This is a genomic window from Nitrosomonas sp. Is37 (assembly GCF_033063275.1).
Taxonomy (GTDB): domain Bacteria; phylum Pseudomonadota; class Gammaproteobacteria; order Burkholderiales; family Nitrosomonadaceae; genus Nitrosomonas.
Map to the genome: position 1 here is coordinate 60585 of NZ_JAWJYP010000010.1, position 21662 is coordinate 82246.

Below are 21662 nucleotides of genomic sequence, written 5' to 3' on the forward strand. Positions count from 1 at the left end.
CTCGCAATCGGATAGAGATTCCTTAAGGAGGGCAAGATGATAACAGAAAGCGAAAATATTCGTGATGTAATTGTCAATACTGCAGTTGCAATAGCAGCGCGTACTTCGTGGGAAGCCGTTCGTATTCATGATATTGCGGCTGAGCTAAATATTTCATTAGATGAGATACGTGGCTACTTTCGTGAAAAGGAGGATCTGGTTGATGCCTGGTTTGATCGTGCAGACGGTATCATGCTAAGAGAGGCAGATACTGCTGATTTTTCAGCACTCACATCGCAGCAACGTATTCATCGTCTCATCATGATTTGGCTGGATGCTCTGGCTGTCCAGCGCAAAGTGACACAACAAATGATTTTAGCAAAAATGGAACCTGGACACATCCATATTCAAGTGCCTGCCGTGATGCGTATTAGCCGTACTGTGCAATGGATTCGTGAGGCGGCACAGCGTGATGCTATCTTTGTGCGGCGTGCACTGGAGGAATCTGTTTTGACTACTATTTATCTGATGACATTCTTTTTCTGGATGCGGGATGAAACACCAGGATCAAGTAGGACGCGACAATTTCTGAATCGTAATCTAAGCCTGGCAATGTGGCTGGATCAAACTATTTATGGTAATAATGAATCTAAAATAAGTCAGGTATCAGTTGATCGAATCAGTGTGTCACCCAGCAAATCGACTCACTGATCATCCAACGCGGTGGATACCTTGACCCATGCCTTAAGCAGCGCCTTGCTGGTACGTGCGGCTGAGCCAGTGCTGCCGAAGTTAAAAGCCCTGCCAGTGCGTACTCGCCTTATCGCCGGAATGACGGCAGCAGCTTTTCCTGATATTGATGGTGCAATACGGTTGATCGATACCCTTACCTATCTTAACTGGCACCAGGGTCTTACCCACTCACTCTTGATGTTACCGCTATGGGCATTTTTTCTGTCGTATTTATTTTCCAAAGTTGCACGCGGTCGTTATTCATGGCAGCTTTTTTTAATTCCGGCTAGTCTAGGGATCGCTATTCACATTGCGGAAGACTTGATTACTTCTTATGGATTGATGCTGCTGGCGCCTTTTTCTACTGAGCGATTTTCTATGCCGCTTGCCTTTGTCATTGACTCATGGTTTAGTGCCATTATCATCGTGGGGTTGGTCATGAGTTACATTCTTCCAGCAAAGAAGTATATCGCTGGTTTTGCGCTCGTTTGCCTGAGTATGTATGTCGTATTTTTAGCATTCTTGCATGAACAGGCCAAGGACATTGGTCTGGCATATGCCCAGAAAATGGCTCTTGCCGACGCAGAAATCAACGTGTTACCACAACCTTTTTCACCTTTTAACTGGAAGATCGTTGCCGTGGAAGGAGAAACCTATCATATTTTATTAGTTAAGTTAGCATCTGGTTCTTCAGCAATGCTCTCTGATAATGGCGTGTTATCAAAAATGCTTGCCGTTTATCAACCGTTGACTTCCGCCAAGTGGCAGCAACTTAAGCGGTTTGGTGATTTCCCTGTTGATACTGCACTGGTACGTGAAGCCTGGTATCAGCCTGCCTTGGCAGATTTCCGGCAGTTTGCGGTATTCCCGCAATTGGATAGAATTGATTACTCTGAAAAAGGGGTATGTATCTGGTTTTATGATTTACGGTTTAAATTTCCTTTACTGCCACCATCATTTCGCTATGGAGGGTGCAGAGAGGAAGAGAGCGCTAATTGGTATTTGCAACGTCAGAAAGGCGCTTTCTGGATTGATTAAACCGTTTGAGCTATTTTAGCGTAGCTCAATACTAATTATTTTTTCCTAAAAAGGAACATCATGATCGAAAGATCTGCGATCAAGATTTTGATTCTTGACGATGAGCGGTTTATGCTCAAATTATTGGCACGTATGCTGACAAACCAAGGATTTACTTCCGTTGTTTGCTGCGATAATGGGTACGATGCATTAGCGCAGGTGGATAACGAGGCAACTCGACCTGATCTGATATTGCTTGATTTGAACATGCCAGGGATGGACGGGATCGAATTTGTACGTTATCTCGTTGAGCGGCAGTTTACGGGTAGCTTGATTCTCGTGAGCGGCGAGGATGAGCGTATGCTGAGAACGGCTGAGAGATTGGTGCAGGCGCATAAAATTCATATGCTAGGTTATCTGCAAAAGCCAGTCAAACCCGAAGCGATGCTGGCTTTGTTGACGCAATGGACGCCACCCGTACCAGTGAAACCTCCCAAAGCTAAGAAAATATATAGCGCGGAAGAAATAAGAACCGCCATTAAAGAGGGCGCGCTGATTAGTTACTATCAACCCAAGGTGTCTGTTGCCAGTGGTACGGTAGTGGGTGTGGAGGCATTGGTGCGTTGGCATCACCCTGAAGATGGCCTCGTTTTTCCAGATCAATTTATCAGTGTAGCGGAGGCACATGGCCTGATCAATGATTTAACCCGGTTAGTCCTTTCACAAGCATTCACGCAAGCAAAAAAATGGCAGCAGGCAGGGTTTGAGTTACGCGTTTCCGTCAATGTTTCTATGGATAATCTAGCTTCTCTCGATTTTCAGGATCTCGTTGTTAATCTTGCTGCCGACACTGGGATTTCACCGCAAAAACTGATGCTGGAAATAACCGAGAGTCAGCTGATGGGCGATATAAGAGTGTCGCTCGAAATTCTGACGCGGCTGCGCTTGAAACGCTTTCGTCTTTCCATCGATGATTTTGGCACTGGGCATTCTTCTCTGGCACAATTACGCGATATTCCCTTTGATGAACTCAAAATCGATCAAGGATTCGTCCACCGAGCCTGGAAAGATGAAACGCTACGTGTGATTTATGATGCGAGTCTGGCATTGGCTAAACAATTAAATATGGAAGCGGTGGCGGAAGGTGTCGAAGATCGGGATGACTGGGAATTACTGCGCCGCACCGGTTGCGATCTCGCGCAAGGTAATTTTATTTCCAAACCATTATTGGCCGAAGAAATCCCTGATTGGATAAAGGTTTGGTTAAAAAGGGTACAAACTGAGTCTATGGTAGCGAGCTCAGCTCAAGCTGATTAAGTCGCTATATCTGGCTAAGCTGATTGTAATGATGCTGTAAATGATCTGCCATGAAGGTGCTGATAAAGTAATAACTGTGGTCATACCCTTCATGGCGACGTATTGTCAGAGGTTGTCCGGTTAGCTGGCAGGCTGCTTCAAAACGATCCAGCTGTAATTGCTCTGCCAGGAAAGGATCGCTGAGACCCTGATCAATAAGGAGTGCAGGCAGTCGACGGCCTGCTTCGATCAAGCCGGTCGCATCATATTTGCACCAATTTTCCGGAGATGCACCCAGATAATGACTGAATGCCTTTCGCCCCCAGGGGCAGCGTTGCGGAGCAGCGATTGGGGCAAATGCCGAAACGGATCGATACAGTCCTGGATTTCGCATTGCAAGCGTTAAGGCACCATGACCGCCCATAGAGTGACCAAAGATACCGACACGATTTTGATCTGCCTGGAAATGCGACAAAATGAGCTGGTACAGTTCCTGCGTCACGTAACTTTCCATGCGGAAATACTTTGACCACGGTGCTTCAGTCGCATCCAGATAAAATCCTGCACCGGTACCCAACTCCCAATCATCAGCTTCACCGTCGATACCTGTTTGGCGTGGGCTGGTATCCATGCTAACCAGCATGATACCAAGCTGGGCAGCGATACGTTGCGCACCCGCTTTGATCATGAAGGTTTCTTCCGTGCAGGTAAGTCCGGCAAGAAAAAAAAGGACAGGAACTGAACCGTGCTGAGCCTGCGGGGGTTGGTAGACCGAAAATCGCATCGGCAGACCGATGGTTTCTGAGAAATGTTGATAGAAACCTTGTGTGCCACCAAAACAACGGTGTGTGTTGCGTGTTTCCAGATGTGTGGTCATTTGTTTGGTATTAGTAAAGGACGACCGAGCGGATCGATTTACCTGCCTTCATCAACTGAAAGCCCTCATTGATATCTTCCAGTTTTAGTGTATGTGTAATCAACGGATCGATCTTGATCTTGCCATCCATATACCAGTCGACGATCTTGGGAACATCGGTGCGACCGCGTGCGCCACCGAAGGCAGAACCTTCCCATTTGCGACCCGTGACCAGCTGGAAAGGGCGTGTACGGATTTCAGCACCGGCTTCTGCCACACCAATAATGATACTGCGTCCCCATCCCTTGTGCGTGCATTCCAGCGCCTGGCGCATGACCTGTGTATTGCCGATACATTCAAAGCTGTAATCGGCACCTCCGTCAGTCAATTGCACAATGGCATCGACAATGTTCTCTGTTTCATTGGGGTTGAGGAAATGAGTCATGCCGAATTCCTGCGCCATTTTCTCGCGCGCCGGGTTGACATCGATACCGATGATTTTGTCAGCACCCACCATTTTGGCACCTTGGATAACATTCAAGCCGATGCCGCCGAGGCCGAATACTGCGATATTGGCACCAGCTTCTACTTTGGCTGTAAAAACGACAGCACCAATGCCGGTAGTCACACCACAGCCGATATAACAGACTTTGTCAAAAGGGGCATCCTTGCGAATTTTGGCCAGGGCGATTTCAGGCACGACCACATAGTTGGCAAAGGTGGAGGTGCCCATGTAATGCAGGATCGGTTTACCATTGAGTGAAAAACGGGAGGTGGCATCCGGCATCAGGCCGCGCCCCTGGGTACTGCGGATTGCCTGGCATAGATTGGTTTTTCTGGATAGGCAAAATTTGCATTCCCGGCACTCCGGCGTGTACAAGGGGATAACGTGATCGTCCTGTTGCAGCGATTTAACACCAGGACCGGTCTCAACCACGATACCAGCACCTTCATGCCCCAGGATTGCTGGAAAGAAACCCTCAGGATCAGCACCGGAAAGGGTGTAATAATCGGTATGGCAAATACCGGTCGCTTTGATTTCAACCAGGACTTCGCCGGCTTTGGGAGCCATCAAATCGACCTCTTCAATCGTAAGGGGTTGTCCTGCCTGCCAGGCTACGGCAGCACGTGTTTTCATACTAGATGATTCCTTTTTGTTTGGTGAAATGATATTAAGTGCTCATCCCGAACGCTAGGTATTCAACATTCAAAGCCGAGCCAGTTACGAGCAAAATATTAACGTATCATTGGGGTGATAGATAGCTTTTTGTCAAGAATTCAGCATAAGTTGGTAAAAACAAAGTTTCAATAAAACGCAGTTTTGCTAAAACAAAATTGCATCGTGCAGCAGATTTATTCATTAGTTCTGAACTGCGCCATGCCCGATTTGATTTGCTCATCAACCCATTGGACAAATAAGGGATGTGGCGCGAATCCCAAGCCTAATTCATATTCTAATCCAGCTAAAAACATCTTTTCGTGTCCTTCGCCCATGACACGTGCAGGAATAATAAGTGCTCTTCCTCCTTGTTTTTGCGCTTCATTCACCATGGCACGAACTTTTTCAATCCAGGGTTCACGCTTATCCGGCCAGTCTTCGCGCCAGGTTGCGACTTTGATTGCACGAAATTCATTACCGCCTATTTTGCGCATGTGCGTGGCGAGTGTTTCCAGTATTTGGAGCCATTGTTCGTTTTGCTGGTCATTGCCGGAGCCATGTGCGACAAGAATGATGGTCTCTTTGGCAGGATCCTTGGACAATGCGCGCACCCGATCAAACAGCGCAGCTGCGAACAGTGGACTCGTTCCAATTCCTCCTGTTGTTCGGACTGGTAAGCGGGTACGGATGCGGGTTGGAATGTTTTCAGGCGTGCCATGCTGAGCATATTCTTTCCCACTATGAGCATCGTGCTCAGATATGTTTTGAACCTTATTTTCTATATCCAACCCGACCATGCGTTCAATCTCGTGACGAAAACTTTCTTCCAATGCAAATACGCGTACGATGATAGCCGCTTTGGCACTGCGCTGTTCCAGCTTACGGATAGCACGTTCAATCGTGAATTGATCTGCCATCGAAAATGCAAATTCGATCTTGTAGCGATTCATCAATGGTTGCACTGCTTCGCGCATTTGCTCATTCCAGTCAAAAGTTGAACCGTGGGCTAGAAACACCACACCAATATCTTCTGATGTGAGCGGTTGACTCAGATTAGCTTCGCGTTGTAACCAAATAGCCAGGCTATCGATGTTGCTTTTACTCTCGGAAAGCAACTGCATACCGGCGGGAAGTAATCGTTTCAGTCCCATGTCGAATGACATCATGCTGTCATACTTAGGACCAAAATGAAACGGTATAACAATGGTTTTGGTTTTATCGTCTAATTCCTGGGCCGGGCGGCTGTTGATGAGTGCTTGCTTTAATAGAGCAGCGTGTTGTTCTATTTCTTCGCTCCTTCCGTCATAGGCGAGCACTACCTGAAGTGATTTGAAGCCAAAACCAGCAGCAGCTTGTCCGGCAATACGCTCCCAATCCTTTTGCATTTTTTGCGCGTTGACGGGATCAGTTGCGCCATATCCAATTACAAGTACATGAGTATTAGCGGGATATTCAATAACACGGAATTTATCGACCAGATCTTCAACGGCAAAAAAGCTTTCACCGTAAGGACGCGTATATGAAATGGGTACGGTAAGTTGCTGGTGTGACAGTAGTTCACACGCAAACTGGTAACGTGGGTTTGCTGCTGAAATGAATAGCGGGATTACTTTGATCCGTTCAGCCCCTTTATCTAGCAGGGCATTAAGACTGATCTTGAGATATTTTTCTGTGTGCTCATCGGTGACAAAGACCAAAGCAGCATTATGCTTTTCTGCAAATAATTCAAATATATCCAGAATTTCTTCGTTACCAACAAAACCGCGATCCGCAGTCAAAACGAGAAAACCAGTCTGATTCTGGTGTCGATTGCTTTCTTCGGCCAGAGCATGGCTGCTCAAGATTATCAGCGCTAAAACAAACAGTCTTGCCTGGAAGAAGCATTTCAGGATTATGAGGTGCTTTGGTATATACATGATATTCCTCCATAGTCACGCACCAGGCGCTTTTGCTAAGGAAATACAAAGCATGATGCTACGTCATTCGTCTGGATTACTGAGATAAGCAGTTGTTTCAGTCTGAAATTATATCTTAGGCAGCGTCACTCCCTGCTGAAATTGGTATTTACCATTTCTATCTTTGTAAGAGGTTTCACAGACCTCGTCCGATTCAAAGAAGATCACTTGGGCAACGCCTTCATTAGCGTAAATTTTGGCCGGCAGCGGAGTAGTGTTGGAAAATTCGAGCGTGACGTAGCCTTCCCATTCTGGCTCAAAGGGGGTGACATTGACAATGATCCCACAGCGGGCATAGGTGGATTTTCCCAGGCAGATTGTGAGGATGTTGCGCGGAATGCGGAAGTATTCGACGGTGCGCGCAAGGGCGAAGGAGTTAGGGGGAATGATGCAGACATCACTTTTGACATCGACGAAGGAATTCGAATCAAATTGCTTGGGATCGACGATCGTCGAATTCAGGTTAGTAAACAATTTGAATTCATTTGAGCAGCGAATATCGTAGCCATAACTGGATGTGCCGTAGGAAACGATTTTGTTGCCATCTTTGTGTTTGATCTGTGCTGGCTCGAATGGCTCGATCATGCCGTACTCGATGGCCATTTTGCGGATCCATTTGTCTGATTTGATCGTCATATCAAATAATTAATCATTTTCCATAATTATTTTAGTAAACACCTCAGAATAATCCTTTGTCAGATTGGCGATTTTGACTGCCACCCGCCGTGCAATGGCACGATAGATTTCGGCAATCTGCCCATCCGGCTCAGCGACTACTGTGGGTTTACCCGAATCGGTGTGTTCGCGGATTTTAATATCCAGCGGTAGTGCGCCTAACAGGTCTACCTCATAATCTTTGCACATCTTTTCCCCACCACCTGTTCCAAAAATGGGTTCGGTATGGCCACATTTCGAGCAAGTGTGCATGCTCATATTTTCCACAATACCCAGAATCGGGATACCGACTTTCTCGAACATTTTCAGTCCTTTGCGGGCATCCAGCAAAGCGATGTCCTGGGGGGTTGTCACGATGACTGCCCCGGTCACCGGTACTTTCTGCGCGAGCGTCAATTGAATATCGCCGGTACCGGGCGGTAGATCGATCACAAGGTAATCGAGATCATGCCAGCGGGTATCATTCAATAGTTGTTGCAAGGCCTGTGTCACCATCGGACCGCGCCATACCATGGGTGTTTCTACATCGATCAATAAACCGATTGACATGGCCTGAATACCATGTGCACGCATCGGTTCGATAGTCTTACCATCCGGTGATTCGGGTTGACCGCTGATGCCGAGCATTTGGGGTTGTGAGGGACCGTAGATATCCGCATCCAGGATACCGACATTTGCCCCTTCAGCCGCGAGTGCGAGCGCGAGATTGACTGCGGTGGCAGATTTGCCAACACCGCCTTTGCCAGAAGCGACCGCAATCACATTTTTTACCCCGGGAATCAGCTTGACGCCCCGTTGCACGCCATGCGGAATAATCTTGCTACTTACATTGACGGTTACGTTGCCGATAGCTGGAATGGTTTTCAACGCATCACTGACCTGCTGGCGAATCGATTCGATCACGCTTTTGGCCGGGTAGCCTAGTTCAATATCAAGCGAGACATTGCTTCCGTCGATTTTGATATTGTGCACTTCCTTACTGGTGACGTAGTCTTTGCCCGTGGTGGGGTCGATAATTTCCTTGAGGGCGGTTTCTATTTGTTGTTCTGTAATCGCCACGATACAACTCCTTTATGCAGAGCATTTATTTATTGAAATTATTGATGTTAACAAATATCAGGGGAAAGTATCCAGTTTGTTACAATTCACCTTCTCAAATATTCAATATACCGACGATCGATGAACACACGAAAGATGCTGGTTACTTCTGCGCTGCCTTATGCCAACGGCAGCATTCACCTTGGCCACCTGGTGGAATATATTCAAACCGATATCTGGGTACGCTACCAAAAAATGCAAGGGCACACCGTTTATTACGTATGCGCAGATGATACGCATGGTACGCCCATCATGTTGCGTGCCGAGAAAGAAGGTATGACGCCGGAAGCGCTGATTGCCCGTGTGCATGGTGAGCATTTGCGCGATTTCACCGGCTTTCATATCTATTTTGATAATTACTACAGCACTCATTCGCAAGAAACCCGTCAGTATTCGGAAGAAATCTATCACAAGCTGAAAGCAGCGGGGCTCATCAAAATGCGTGCCATCGAGCAGCTCTATGATCCGGTTAAAAACATGTTTCTGCCGGATCGTTTCGTCAAAGGAGAATGCCCCAAGTGCGGTGCGAAAGATCAATATGGTGATTCCTGCGAAGCCTGTGGCGCCGCCTATGCGCCCACAGAATTAAAAAATCCTTACTCTGCGGTTTCGGGCGCGGCGCCCGTGAAAAAAGCCTCCGAGCATTTCTTTTTCAGTTTGTCAGATAGTCGCTGTGCAGATTTCCTGCGTCGCTGGACACGGGAAGCCAATCATCTGCAAGCAGAAGCCGCCAACAAAATGCACGAATGGTTAGGGGAGGCAGGGGAAAACAAGCTGTCCGACTGGGATATTTCCCGTGATGCGCCGTATTTTGGCTTTGAAATACCAGGAGAATCCGGCAAGTATTTTTACGTCTGGCTCGATGCACCGATTGGTTACATGGGCAGCTTCAAAAACTTGTGTTCCCAGCGTGGTATCGATTTTGATGAGTTCTGGCAGAAAAATACTCATACCGAGCTTTATCATTTCATCGGCAAAGATATCCTGTATTTTCATGCATTATTTTGGCCAGCCATGCTGGAAAATTCAGGCTATCGTACCCCGACGCAGATTTTTGCGCATGGCTTTCTCACCGTGAATGGCGAAAAGATGAGTAAGTCACGCGGTACCTTTATTACTGCGGAAAGCTATTTACAACAGCAGCTTAATCCAGAATGGCTGCGCTATTACTATGCTGCCAAACTGAATGGCACCCTGGAAGATATCGATCTCAATTTGGAAGATTTCACCGCACGCGTGAATTCGGATCTGGTCGGCAAGTACATCAATATCGCCAGCCGCTGCGCAGGATTCATCAGCAAACGGTTTGACGGCAAACTGGTTGCTGGGGAAGAATATCGCGTGCTGCAGAAAATGATCGATGAACGCTTTGCTTCCTGGCAGTCTGGCGTTATCGAAAAAGCGTATGAAGAGCGGGATTTTTCTGCAGCAATGCGGCAAATCATGAAGCGGGCAGATGAAGTGAATGAACTGATTCAAGAGCTGGCCCCGTGGGAAATCGCCAAAGATGCTGCGCGCAATAAGGAATTACATCTTGCCTGTAGTTTGGGAATACAACTGTTCTATTTGCTCTCGTGCTACCTGAAACCCATTTTGCCTGCCACAGCGGCGAGAATCGAGCATTTCCTCAATTGCGACTCACTTCCCTGGCCAAAACAAAAAGCCGGGCAAGCTTTATCTACAGTGCTATTGCCAGCAGGACACACGATCAATACCTACCAGCACTTGATGACGCGCATTGATGCTAAACAAATCGATGCCTTGATTGAAGCCAACAAACAGACTATCGCCCCAAGCCCTGATTCACATTCCCGCGTACGACACTCAGAAACGCAACAGCATATACAGCAACGTGTGATTGCACCAATCGCAGAAACCATTTCAATCGAAGATTTCAGCAAGATCGATTTACGTATTGCACGCATTGTCAATGCCGAACATGTAGAAGGTGCAGAAAAATTACTCAAACTCACGCTGGATATTGGTTCAGAGCAGCGCACCGTGTTTGCCGGCATTAAATCTGCTTATGATCCAGAAAAACTCAAAGGGCGTCTCACCGTCATGGTCGCCAACCTCGCGCCGCGTAAAATGAAATTTGGCTTATCCGAAGGCATGGTGCTGGCAGCAAGTGATGGAAGCAGTGGAGGGGGGCTGTATATTCTCTCACCAGACGACGGAGCGCAGCCGGGTATGCGGGTGAAGTGAATCGATGCAATGGGTTACATAAAGTCGCTCAACCCGATAGTTATAAGTGAGTTGTCTTCAGAAGAAAGAAAAAATATAAAGTGAGATGAAATGAAGATGAGAGCAACAAGCTGCAGAATTATTCTAAAAATAATTCTATTGAATGTAACCATTTTATGTTCTAGCTATTTATTTTCTGCAGTCGATTTAATAGCTGAGTCTGGTCAGCCTGCTGCGGGTTTCACATCTGAATATACCTATAACAATCTAATGATTCCCGTTATAGGGTCTTCAGGTCATGTGGCATTTACTGGTGATGCAATTGGCAGAAATAAGTTAAATGCTGTTTGGTCTGGCTTGCCTGGGCAATTAAAAGTAATTATAAAAGAAAACGATTCAATGCCTGGATTTCCAGACAATGTATTTTTTTTCAGCGCATTATCTACCAATACCATCGGTAGCCGATTCTTCGCAATGCAGGCAGAAAGAATTATAGTGACAAAATCAGGGCATGTAGGTTTTATAGCGGAATTAAAAGGAATTGGAGCCATCGGTCAAAATTATCCATTTGGGGTGGTTGCTTACGTTGGCGGAAAGATATACGGGATACTGCGTAATGGGGACCAAGCTCCAGGTTTTTCGCAGGAATACTCTATTAGAGGCATCACAAATTTTGCTTTTACCGATGCCGGCATGATTATTCAAGCAGTAGTCGGAGATCGCAATAGTAACCAAAGTGAACGAATGGGTATATGGTTCTGGAATTTTGAAACACTGGAATTAATTCCTTCGCCTGTAGAAAATTGTAGTTATATATTTTTACCAACCGCGATAAGTTCAGTGAATATTAATCAATCTGGAGAAATTGCTTTTAGTTCAGGCTTGGGGGGAGCTTTGTGCCCATCTGAAACTTTTGGTATTTTCAAATGGGATCAAAAGAAAACCCAGCTGATACTGGCTAGTGGCGACCCTGTGCCAGGTATGGCAGATACAACATTTCATTTGGATCTCGACAACCGAGGCCTGAATATATTTGCCATTAATGTAAATATACTTTCATTCAATGATCAAGGGGAAATAAGTTTTCCTGCAATTTTGCGTAATGCTGCTAATGGCTCCGCAAAAAAAAGTCTATGGATAGCAGATAGTTCGAGTGCAATTAAATTGCTGCTCCTGGAAGGAGAGTTTCTTGCTGAAGATGTGAATAATGCTTTTTTATTACCATTCACTGAGACGAGCTTACCATTAATAGGAAGCAATGGTTCATCAATAGTGCCGGTTAAAACAGATTCTTCTGTAGCGATCTTAACTGGAGCGCCCAGACCATCCCAGCCTTATGCAAACATTAATGAAGCTGGTGTTTCTCAACTTTCTTCTATTTTACAGCTTGCAGATCAACCACCTGGCTTTGGTGACACCTGGTTTTTCAGCTCCTTCTCCAGCATAGCAATGAATAAGGCTGGCCAGTTTGCTTTGAGCGGAGCGGTTGTAGATGCGAACGATACTTCTACGGATGCATTGGGATCTCCCGCTAGTCAGAAGTATGGAATATGGCGTGGAACCAGCAAATCAGATCTTGAACTGGTTGCATATGATGGAATGCCGGTTTTTGTTGATGGCAAAGAAGTGAGCTTTGATTTTGCACTTGGCCATTCTACCAATGGAACTGGTGGAGTTGCTGCTTTCAGTGAATCTCAAATTCTTCATAGTTCAACAGAAGGGGGGCGTGCAACCCAATTAAATGATAGCGGCCAAATAGTTTTTGGAGGCTTTTTGGATGCTGCTAGTGGAGATTTCCGGAGAGGCATCTTTTTAGCTGAAGGTAAAAACAATCAGGAGGAAAGAATCTTTGCGCTCGCCGAGCAAGTATTTCCTGATCTTTTTTCTCCAGCAAATGTTATTAATCAGATTGCTGAAGGATTTCTCTTTCGTTTTTATCCTGCCACCAACACTTATCTGGGCATGAGGAATAAAACAGTTTTTGTCGCTGGGGAACGCTTCGGATCAGGTATTATAGAAGTAGGTCCGGTAGAAAATGTCATTGTATTTCTTGAAGCGCAGTAGGGTAATGGAATAGACTCTTCCTGTTTTACTTGCAAAACAGGAAGAGTCCATAGCCCGCGTAGGGCGCAATCGTTATTGCGCCTTATGATACAAATGGTGCAATGCGCTTCGCTTATTACACCCTACCTACTGATTTCTTTGCGATTGAGTTTATATTCTTTTCACTTATTTTAGGTTAGGTTCGTTTCGTTGCCTGATATAGGTTTTCAGCTTTCTATCCTGCATGGCATTTTCTTCTCCACCAGTAGGTTCACCTCCGCCAGTTTGTCCCGCATTCGAAAGCATGCAGGCAAACATGCAAGCGACCTCAGAAAAGATGCTGCTGCAATGACTTCCTATTCGTGTGCACCTGCACGGACCAACCGAATCATATCCCACCTTGCTGGCATTGCATGATTTGATTAGCCGCTCCACACAATCCATCACGCCATCGACGCTTTGCCAGCCTTCGACAGTACCATCAGTTGATGTTCCATAAACAAACGTGCTCGATTCGCATGTTGAGCTCCTATTCCAGATGCAATTATCTTGATTTTCATAAGCATGCGTAGGGCGCAATCGTTATTGCGCCGAATGATACAACTGGTGCAATGCACTTTCGCTTATTACACCCTACTGCCAGGATAAGTAAAACCAAGGTCACAAACTCTTATGCTGATTAGAAGCGCGATGACGAATCTTGCTGAGAGGCATAACCCAGTTCTTATCAGCCACGCAATATCTTCAACTCGCATGAGCTTATTACCAGGGGCTATAACAATTTACCTAGTAGCTTTCGTCAGCTTCGACCCCGGTATCGTTTCAATCGCCTGAGCAATTGCCTCGATGTCTTGCTCCGTATTATAGGCATGGACAGATGCGCGTACGATGTCGCGCAGGCCACGCGCCTCCATATCCAGCATCGTTGAGCGGAAGGTCGAGGTAGAGACATTGATGCGCCTTGGCTGCCTGGCGAGCAGGCGCTCGATCTCCTTCGAGCCGTATCCATCAAGCGTAAACGTCACAATTCCGGATTTGACGAGACCGCTATCCCAAACTGTCACACCATCGATCGGTGCCAGCCGCTCGCGTAGGTGATCGGCAAGCTGTTGGATACGCGCCCAGAGGTGGTCGATGCCGAGTGCCAGCGCGTACTCAATCGCAGCGCCCATACCGAGCTTGGCAGCGATATTACATTCCCAGTTTTCAAAACGCCGCGCATCATCGCGTACTTCGAATTGGTCGGCCGTTTGCAGTGTCGCTGCATGCAAATCGAGAAATGTGGGTTCAAGCTGCCGGCATAAGTTTCTTTCAACGTAAAGAAAACCCATACCACGCGGTCCGCGCAGATACTTGCGGCTGGTCGCTGAGAGCATGTGGCATCCCATCTGTTGTACATCCAGTGGCAACTGACCCACAGCTTGGCAGGCATCGAGCAAAAACCATACACCAGCTGCTCGGGCTGCTGCACCAATCGCTCCAACTGGTTGCACCGGGCCGCCGTTAGTCGCGATGAGGGGCAAGGAAATAAGCTTTACACGCGGGTCAGTGAGCATATCGTAGAGCGCGTTGACTGAAACCTGATCCTGCTCGTCGTTAGGAATGATCCTGATCTGGACACCGCGCTGCCGTTTCATTTGGAGGTAGGGAATATAGTTGCCTGCATACTCGGTTGCGGCGGTTAGAATCACGTCGCCTCTCGCCAGTGGCAGTGAGTAAAACGCCATGTCCCATGCGCGCGTCGCGTTTTCTACAATCGCGATCTCCCCAGCCTGCGCGTTGAGCAGGCGCCCGATCGCGTCATAGACATTTTCCAGGCGCTCGCTGGCTGCCTCCGCAGCCTCGTATCCCCCGATGAGCGCCTCCTGCTGTAAGTGCTGGATGATGGTATCGAGCACGACGCGAGGCATAAGCGCAGCACCAGCATTATTCAAATGAATGATGTTGTGCGCGCCCGGCGTATCCGCAAGGAGCTGCATGATATTCAGCATGAGATCGTTAACCGGCTTCCACGTCTTTAATCACTGCTTCATCTGCCAATAACGACAGCGAAAGGTCGCAGGTGGGCAGCGGCGACAAAAACCGATGGAAAGTGGTTTTTGGCGGATAGGGTTCTTCCGTCTGCGCACGGCGCACGATTTCCTGTGGCGTGACGAGATAGCCTGGTCGCGTGGCGCTCACTTCGACCTGGTTGTAGTCAAGCAATACGCATGGAACAAACTTGAGCTTGAGCAGGTGTGCGGCCGCGACGCGGTGATGACCATCCATCACTGCCAGACTATGCCGTTCGAGCGTAACCGGAATACGCCAGATCCCTTCATTCTGGATTGTATCGGCCAACGCAATGGCGTGTTGTGGATCGTGGAGTTCGCTCGGCCGAATCCGGCCGATTGGAACGAGATGAATCGAAAGTTTGCGCAACATAACCAGTTCCTTTTTGTTTTTTCTTTTACAGTCGCCGCAGGATTGAGTCAAACCACGCCATCGACAATAACGTGACTGATCCCCATCGAGCAGCGCTCGATACGGGCTTCTATTTGATACACTTCGCGCAGCATCTCGACAGTGATGACGTCCGTGCAAATACCACTCTTCCATGCCTTGCCGGCAGCGACCACCAGTACCTGGTCGGAAAAACGCAATGCCTGGTTGAGATCGTGTATGGCGATGAAAACGATCATTCCCTGCTTACGGGCAAGGGTGCGCATGAAACTGAGCACCTGCACTTGTCGATGCAGATCAAGGGCGCTGGTCGGTTCATCCATGAGCAGGATTTCGGGCTCGCGTGCGAGCGTCTGTGCGATTGCAACCAATTGGCGCTGTCCGCCGGAGAGCTCCCCTAGGTTACGAAATGCGAGCTCCGCAATGCCCAATGTGGCAAGAGCTTGATCGACCTGTATCAGATCAGTTTCTTGCACTGACCAGGAGGCGTGCTGCTTGCGCGCCAGCAGTACGGATTCATAGACAGTGAGTCGCGCGCTCACCGTCGTTTCCTGTGGCATGTAGCAGATACCCTCGACTCCTTTGTGTGCACCATCAAGCAGAACTTTGCCGGGTCCTTTGAGCAGTCCGGCGATACGCTTGAACAGCGTTGACTTTCCAGCCGCATTGGGCCCGATAACCGCAATCACCTCGCCGCCCGAAAAGGTAGGTGTACTGATCCCGGAGACGACCAGTTCTTGACCGTAACCCGCGCCGATATCCTCCAATTGCAGCCTCACCATGAACGCCTCTTGCTTAAAATCAATGAGATGAAAAACGGCACGCCGATCAGCGACGTGACGATACCAATCGGGAAGATAGCCCCCGGGATCAAGGTTTTGCTGACTATCGAGCTCAGCGACAGCAGCAGGGCGCCAGACAGCAGTGATGCCGGCAGAAAGAAGCGTTGATCTTCGCCGATCAGCATGCGCGCAATATGGGGGCCGACCAGGCCGACGAAGCCGATCGTCCCAACGAAGGCCACCGGGAGAGCTGCGAGCAGACTCACCATCATCAACGTTTGCAGCCGCAGCCGCGGCACGTCGATGCCGAAGCTCGCCGCTTTGTCCTCACCCAGGCGTAGCGCCGTCAGCGCCCATGCGCGGTGCACGAAGATGGGCAGCATAACCAGAATCGCTATGCAGGTGATGGCAAGTTTTGGCCATGTGGCCTTGGTAAGGCTGCCCATAGTCCAGAACACCACAGCGGCCACCGCCTGCTCACTCGCGAAATATTGTGTGAGCGCCAGCAACGCATTGAAAGTGAAGACCAGGGCGATCCCGAGCAGCACCATCGTTTCGGCGGTCACGCCGTGTCGCCGGCTCAGCAAGTGAATCAAGAACGCCGCCAGCATTGCCATGACGAAAGCGTTGAGCGGCACGACATATTCCACCATGACCGGAAGCACTTTGATGCCAAAGGCGAGCCCTAAGGCGGCGCCGAAGCTTGCGGCTGCCGAGATACCAAGCGTGAAGGGACTCGCCAGTGGATTATTGAGGATGGTTTGCATCTGCGCACCGGCGAGCGACAGTGCTGCCCCCACAGCCACCGCCATCAGGGCCACGGGCAGGCGAATGTCCCACATGACGACGCGCGCCTGCGCGGATGCGCTGTCCGGCCACAGCAACGCTTGGACAACTTCATCGAGGCTATAGCTCGCCGGTCCGAGTGCAAGATCGAGCAGAACACTGCCCAGTAACAGAATAACGAGCAGTCCGAGCAACCATTGTTTGCGGCGCACGAGGGCACGGTAGGCGTGACGCTGTTCCACTTCCGATATAGGGGTTGCGCTCGTCATTGATCACTCCTGCTCAGGGTTGCGAAATAACCCGGCTGGTAGTCGAAGGGTAAAAATCGCTCGTGTAATTCGCGAAAGGATGCTTCGGGATCGAGATCGGCAAAAAGCGCCGGATGAAACCATTTGGCGAGCTGCTGGATTGCCACAAACTGGTAGGGATTATTGTAAAACTGATGCCAGATCGCATGAAATGCGTGATTCTTGTTCGCGGTGATGTTGGTGTAAGCCGGCCGCTTCGTATAAAACGCGAGCTTGCGCGCTGCTTCGCCCGGATTGGCGCCTGGTCCCACCCCGACCCAGTTTCCATTCGGAACATAGGCCTCCCAATTAGCACTGGTGACGACGACGTGATCGGGATTAGTGGCGATGATCTGCTCCGGGTTTAACTGCCCAAATGTTCCGGGAATGCTGTCCTTGGCAATGTTGCGCCCTCCGGCGAGCTCGACGAATTTGCCGAAGTTCTCGTCGCCGAAGCTGAGACAACAATCGGTAGTGTAACCGCCAATGCGCTCGATGAATACTTTCGGGCGTGATGGCTGGTGGGCGGCGATGACGTCAGTGACGCGCCTGATCTGCTGGGTCCGAAATGCAATGAGCTGCTCTGCGCGCGCTTCCTTGCCGAAGAGCTTACCAAAGAGGCGCAAGGTCGGTTCAGTGTTTTCCATCGGAGCATGACGGAAGTCGACATACACCACCGGAATGCCAAGCGCCGAGAGCTTCTCGATATAACGCGCTTCATCTATGGCGCGTTGTGCTTCAATGTTCAGAAAAATGACGTCGGGCTTCTGTATGATTGCCTGCTCAATATCGAATGCGCCGTCCTCGAAACCGCCGAAGGTGGGGATGTCGGCGATCTTCGGAAACTTCTGACGGTACAACGCGTAGGTATCCGGATCAGCCTGGATCAGATCCTTGCGCCAGCCGATGATACGCTTAATTGGGTTTTCCGTATCGAGTGCCGCGACGATATAGAGCAGCCGCCCTTCACCCAGGAGGACGCGTTGTACCGGCGTACGCACCTGCACCTGGCGCCCGAGGAGATCGGTCACCGTAATGGTACCAGGAGATGCCACCGCTGCTGCTATTCCTTTGGACTGGTTTAAAACAATGAAAAGCGTGGCCAGGAAGCAAATCAATATAAAACTAACCAGCATACCGGCCCATCGATGTTGAAATGTAAATGTCATCGTAAGACTCCTGTAAATAAATACTCGGATTGCTTTTTATTGCCGTGGCGACATTTAGGAGCGTTGGACTGCAACTTGGCTCCGTCTCATGGCCAGAACGGCGATTACCGCCAAGGCATATGCAAAAGAAACAAAGAAATAGGTACTTTCTAACACAGCGATTTGCATTAACCAGCCGCCCAGTGCAATGCCTGCGATCGACGAGAATTGCACAGTGCTTTGCGCGATGCCAAGGACACGACCCTGCTGGAGGCTGTCGGCTGCCCTTGATACCAGTGACATCAGCACGGGCGTCGTGGCCCCCAGCAGAATTCCCCATGCAAAATAAATCGTGATGAATACGCCGATGCTACGTGTGGCGCCGGCAGCCGCCATCAATGTTATGCAGGCGAGGACGATGTAGATCATGCGGCACAGGGCTTCGGATAAGGTTTTTTCCTCGAAGTATCTTGCCCATAGCGAGGCAGACACGACAAAGCCTGCTGCGAGCAAACCGTAGCACAAGCCCACGACCCAGTTGCTCACCTCTAAGACTGCGCGGACATAGAGGGCGAAGGGTGCCTGAGTCAGCATGCGACTCATGAGCAGAAGGCCGATAATAATCAGCAAGCCAAAGATCGGTGATGAACGCCAGAGGGATAACGAACCAGCATTCACCGGCGCATCGGCAGGCTGCGTTGCCGGTGACGCGACCTTCAATGGCGCCACATTAGGTAAACTCAACGCCACGGCAATAGCGCAGATCGCGCACAAGATGGCGGCAACGAAATTGATCCAGAAAAACGTCGCATGGTCGAGGATCAGGCCACCGGCGATGGCGCCGGCCAGCGATCCCACATTGGTCGACACTTGCAAATAGGCAAACAGACGAGCCCGCCGCAAGGGAGATTCGATACTCACGCCATAGGCCTGGGCAGGCGCAATGTATCCAGCACAAGCGCCTTGCACGAAGCGTAGCACCAGGATTGTCCAGACATCAGTCGCATAGGCCAGCGCCAGCTGGGTCAAGGACAGACCCAACAAGGCGCGGATCATCATCAGCTTGTGCCCGTACCGATCACCAATGCGCCCCCAGAACGCGCTTGTTAGCATGATGCCAAGCATTGGTCCAACGTAAACAGCGACACTGGCAAAACTGAACAGCGAATCAGATGAGCTGAGTGCCTTCAGGTGAATAGGCCAGAAAGGACCGCTCATCTCCATAGCCCCCATGGAGACCAGTTGAATGGCAAACAGAATGTGAATCAGGCGCGTCGCTTGATTCGGCGCAATAGCTGTATTTGGCATCAATCAATTTTTACCGTGTGCTATCCCCAGTGGGTTGGGCAAGTAATGCTGTAGCCGATAATTGGAATACTTGAGTAAATGCATTCGCAGCACGGAGCGTGTCGGCCAGGGGTTCTCCATGAACGCCGCTCGCTCCGCTTGCCATAGAGCCTCAGCAACGCGCGGTGCCACGGCATCGAAGGCGCTTTCCGTCTCTTCATGCAATATCTCCCACAAGCGAGACGACGTGAATTCGTATTCGCTTGTCAACAACAGCGCTAATTCGTGCAGGTGGCATACGAAACAAGCATCCAGCACGAACGTACGAACCGGCTCGATATCGTCAGTGAAGACAGTAGGAAGTATCCCAGGATGAACATAAGGCTTGAGTTCATAGCCTCGCTCTAAAAGTAGCGGCGCATAGGTACGGCCGTCGCCAAAGTCACGTATCAGTAAGCTCTTGGGTGTTCCGTCCGGAGAGAACAGGACAGAGGTGTTCTGTTGATGCGCTTCAAGTCCAATACCGTACAGCAGATAAATGGCAATCACGGGACGCGTGACGGTGCGCGCATACTGTCTGAACCAGGTTTCCACATGTTCCTTGCTCCATTGCTCGCTATTGCGCTCGATTAGCTCGGTAATAAGCGGCCGACCGTTCGATGGCGACCTTGCGAATAAGGTAGCCACGGTGATGGGCAGCAAACCATCCGTTCGCTCGAATGCTTCTTTACTCGCGCGATAGGCGACCGACAAGTGGCGTCCTGGTCTGTCTTCCTGCTTCACGGCATGTTTGTAATGAAACGCGACCTCCTCTGGGAAGATGTCGAGTGTTTGCTCGAACCCGTTTTCATCAGCCAGAATACGTTTGATCACCGTACTGATACGCGGCCCCATATGGATTGATTTGGCTTGCAGACTGCGCTGTTCGCTGGTCAACCATAGTGCAAGAGGCAGTTTGATGAACGGTGCCATTTTCGGCTGCAGAGGTGCCATGGTGCGGAAGGACATGGTCGGCAGCGTCTCGATATCGGGGCCCTCCAGAATCAATATCCCTTCCTCGATCTCTACTGCATATTCCTGCTTCACATAATGTTCGAGATGCCAGGAATGAATCGGCAAAGGTAGCCAGTCCTGTTCATTTAACTGTCGTGCGTGCAAACCTTCTTTCCATCGCGTCCACAGCACCGGGAATTGATCAGCGAACCATTGGTGGTAGCTATGAACGTGCGGCATACGCTCCATATATGCCATATCCGAGCGTAATGCAGCAATACGCACGACGACCACGGCGTTGAACTCCGGCGACAGGGTTGCCACTTCCTCTGGACTAAGGTCAGGTTTGGATTTCCAGGTCGGATAGAACGGATGTCCTTCCAACGAGCCCCATTGATCCAGCAGCGTAGCCGCCTCTGCAAGTGTAGTCTGGCGGCGCAGATAGTCGATAAAATCATCGGCATCAGTTAAACCGATGCATTCGTTCAACTGCGCATTCCATGCCTCACGGTAGATCCGGGCAAGCGCATCATTGGCGATGCTGTTGGCCATATCCACCTTAAGATCCTCAACCCCTTCGTCGCTCGGAGAAAAATCAAACTGATCACGCAACAAATCGATTAGTTGATGTGGCATATCGATGGTGTTTATGGCACCATCAGACTCGATCATGGTGATCGAGCCGCGATTGATGAAAGTATCCGCCGGAGCAGACCATAGGTCCTCAAAAAAGAGGATAGCATGCTTGTTCCAAAGTGGCAGCCATGCGCAGCGACTCTGCGGGACGAACACCAGCAAGTTCTTGTCAATGATCTTCTCGGCGAACAGGCAGCGGACAACGCGCCGCAAGGCGTTGCGCCGGGCAAATGTCATGGCACCATTCTTGTGCTCAGCATAGAATGCATTGTCGGGTTGCAATAAAGTTAGATCGTTTTTCATTGTT

Annotated in this window: 18 protein-coding genes; 5 read left to right on the forward strand and 13 right to left on the reverse strand. The window is 49.4% G+C overall.

The annotated features are described in order from the left end of the window. Positions 1 to 36 precede the first annotated feature (36 nt). From R2Q26_RS06460 to R2Q26_RS06470, 3 genes are read left to right on the forward strand one after another with little or no spacing between them, the layout of a single operon-like run. On the forward strand, positions 37 to 690 hold the full coding sequence (locus R2Q26_RS06460; protein ID WP_317535529.1) for a TetR/AcrR family transcriptional regulator: 654 nt from the start codon (positions 37 to 39) through the stop codon (positions 688 to 690). A 12-nt stretch (positions 691 to 702) separates the two neighbouring features. Next, positions 703 to 1749: a metal-dependent hydrolase gene (locus R2Q26_RS06465; protein ID WP_317535530.1), complete on the forward strand. Its 1047-nt coding sequence runs from the start codon at positions 703 to 705 to the stop codon at positions 1747 to 1749. Positions 1750 to 1809: 60 nt separating this feature from the next. Further along, positions 1810 to 3045 carry an EAL domain-containing response regulator gene (locus R2Q26_RS06470; RefSeq protein ID WP_317535531.1) on the forward strand — a complete coding sequence of 412 codons (1236 nt, stop codon included), beginning with the start codon at positions 1810 to 1812 and terminating at the stop codon, positions 3043 to 3045. A gap of 4 nt (positions 3046 to 3049) precedes the next feature. On the opposite strand, the gene fghA is transcribed toward R2Q26_RS06470, so the two are convergent. The 5 genes from fghA to apbC form a co-directional block, all read right to left on the reverse strand. Then, positions 3050 to 3901: an S-formylglutathione hydrolase gene (fghA, locus tag R2Q26_RS06475; RefSeq protein ID WP_317535532.1), complete on the reverse strand. Its 852-nt coding sequence runs from the start codon at positions 3899 to 3901 to the stop codon at positions 3050 to 3052. A 10-nt stretch (positions 3902 to 3911) separates the two neighbouring features. Continuing rightward, positions 3912 to 5018, reverse strand: a complete 1107-nt coding sequence (locus tag R2Q26_RS06480) for an S-(hydroxymethyl)glutathione dehydrogenase/class III alcohol dehydrogenase (protein ID WP_317535533.1) — start codon at positions 5016 to 5018, stop codon at positions 3912 to 3914. A gap of 215 nt (positions 5019 to 5233) precedes the next feature. Continuing rightward, positions 5234 to 6955, reverse strand: coding sequence for a sirohydrochlorin chelatase (locus R2Q26_RS06485; RefSeq protein WP_317535534.1), 1722 nt, complete (start codon positions 6953 to 6955; stop codon positions 5234 to 5236). A 108-nt stretch (positions 6956 to 7063) separates the two neighbouring features. Beyond that, positions 7064 to 7630: a dCTP deaminase gene (dcd, locus tag R2Q26_RS06490; protein ID WP_317535535.1), complete on the reverse strand. Its 567-nt coding sequence runs from the start codon at positions 7628 to 7630 to the stop codon at positions 7064 to 7066. A 9-nt stretch (positions 7631 to 7639) separates the two neighbouring features. Then, positions 7640 to 8728 (reverse strand): iron-sulfur cluster carrier protein ApbC, encoded by a 1089-nt coding sequence (apbC, locus tag R2Q26_RS06495; protein WP_317535536.1) that lies wholly within the window; start codon positions 8726 to 8728, stop codon positions 7640 to 7642. Positions 8729 to 8848: 120 nt separating this feature from the next. Here apbC and metG point away from each other — a divergent pair, with 120 nt between their 5' ends. Then, on the forward strand, positions 8849 to 10972 hold the full coding sequence (metG, locus tag R2Q26_RS06500) for a methionine--tRNA ligase (RefSeq protein WP_317535537.1): 2124 nt from the start codon (positions 8849 to 8851) through the stop codon (positions 10970 to 10972). A gap of 96 nt (positions 10973 to 11068) precedes the next feature. Continuing rightward, positions 11069 to 13015, forward strand: coding sequence for a choice-of-anchor tandem repeat NxxGxxAF-containing protein (locus R2Q26_RS06505; protein ID WP_317535538.1), 1947 nt, complete (start codon positions 11069 to 11071; stop codon positions 13013 to 13015). 165 nt (positions 13016 to 13180) lie between these two features. Here R2Q26_RS06505 and R2Q26_RS06510 read toward each other — a convergent pair whose 3' ends face one another. The 8 genes from R2Q26_RS06510 to R2Q26_RS06545 all read right to left on the reverse strand — a co-directional run bounded on the left by R2Q26_RS06510 (position 13181) and on the right by R2Q26_RS06545 (position 21658). Continuing rightward, on the reverse strand, positions 13181 to 13573 hold the full coding sequence (locus tag R2Q26_RS06510; protein ID WP_317535539.1) for a hypothetical protein: 393 nt from the start codon (positions 13571 to 13573) through the stop codon (positions 13181 to 13183). Positions 13574 to 13776: 203 nt separating this feature from the next. Then, positions 13777 to 14985, reverse strand: coding sequence for an aminotransferase class V-fold PLP-dependent enzyme (locus tag R2Q26_RS06515; RefSeq protein WP_317535540.1), 1209 nt, complete (start codon positions 14983 to 14985; stop codon positions 13777 to 13779). Between the two features lie 7 nt (positions 14986 to 14992). Then, entirely contained in the window at positions 14993 to 15418 is a 426-nt protein-coding gene (locus tag R2Q26_RS06520) for a ParB N-terminal domain-containing protein (RefSeq protein ID WP_317535541.1), read from the reverse strand. A gap of 47 nt (positions 15419 to 15465) precedes the next feature. Continuing rightward, the gene (locus R2Q26_RS06525) at positions 15466 to 16218 is read right to left on the reverse strand and encodes an ABC transporter ATP-binding protein (protein WP_317535542.1); all 753 of its coding nucleotides are present in this window, start codon (positions 16216 to 16218) and stop codon (positions 15466 to 15468) included. Then, on the reverse strand, positions 16212 to 17273 hold the full coding sequence (locus R2Q26_RS06530; protein WP_317535543.1) for an iron ABC transporter permease: 1062 nt from the start codon (positions 17271 to 17273) through the stop codon (positions 16212 to 16214). Before R2Q26_RS06530 ends, R2Q26_RS06525 begins: the two co-directional genes overlap by 7 nt. Further along, entirely contained in the window at positions 17270 to 18460 is a 1191-nt protein-coding gene (locus tag R2Q26_RS06535; protein WP_317535544.1) for an ABC transporter substrate-binding protein, read from the reverse strand. The genes R2Q26_RS06530 and R2Q26_RS06535 overlap by 4 nt, the downstream gene beginning before the upstream one ends. A gap of 54 nt (positions 18461 to 18514) precedes the next feature. Next, entirely contained in the window at positions 18515 to 19747 is a 1233-nt protein-coding gene (locus tag R2Q26_RS06540; protein ID WP_317535545.1) for an MFS transporter, read from the reverse strand. 3 nt (positions 19748 to 19750) lie between these two features. Continuing rightward, complete coding sequence (locus R2Q26_RS06545; RefSeq protein ID WP_317535546.1) at positions 19751 to 21658, reverse strand: IucA/IucC family protein; 1908 nt, start codon at positions 21656 to 21658, stop codon at positions 19751 to 19753. Between the last annotated feature and the right edge of the window lie 4 nt (positions 21659 to 21662).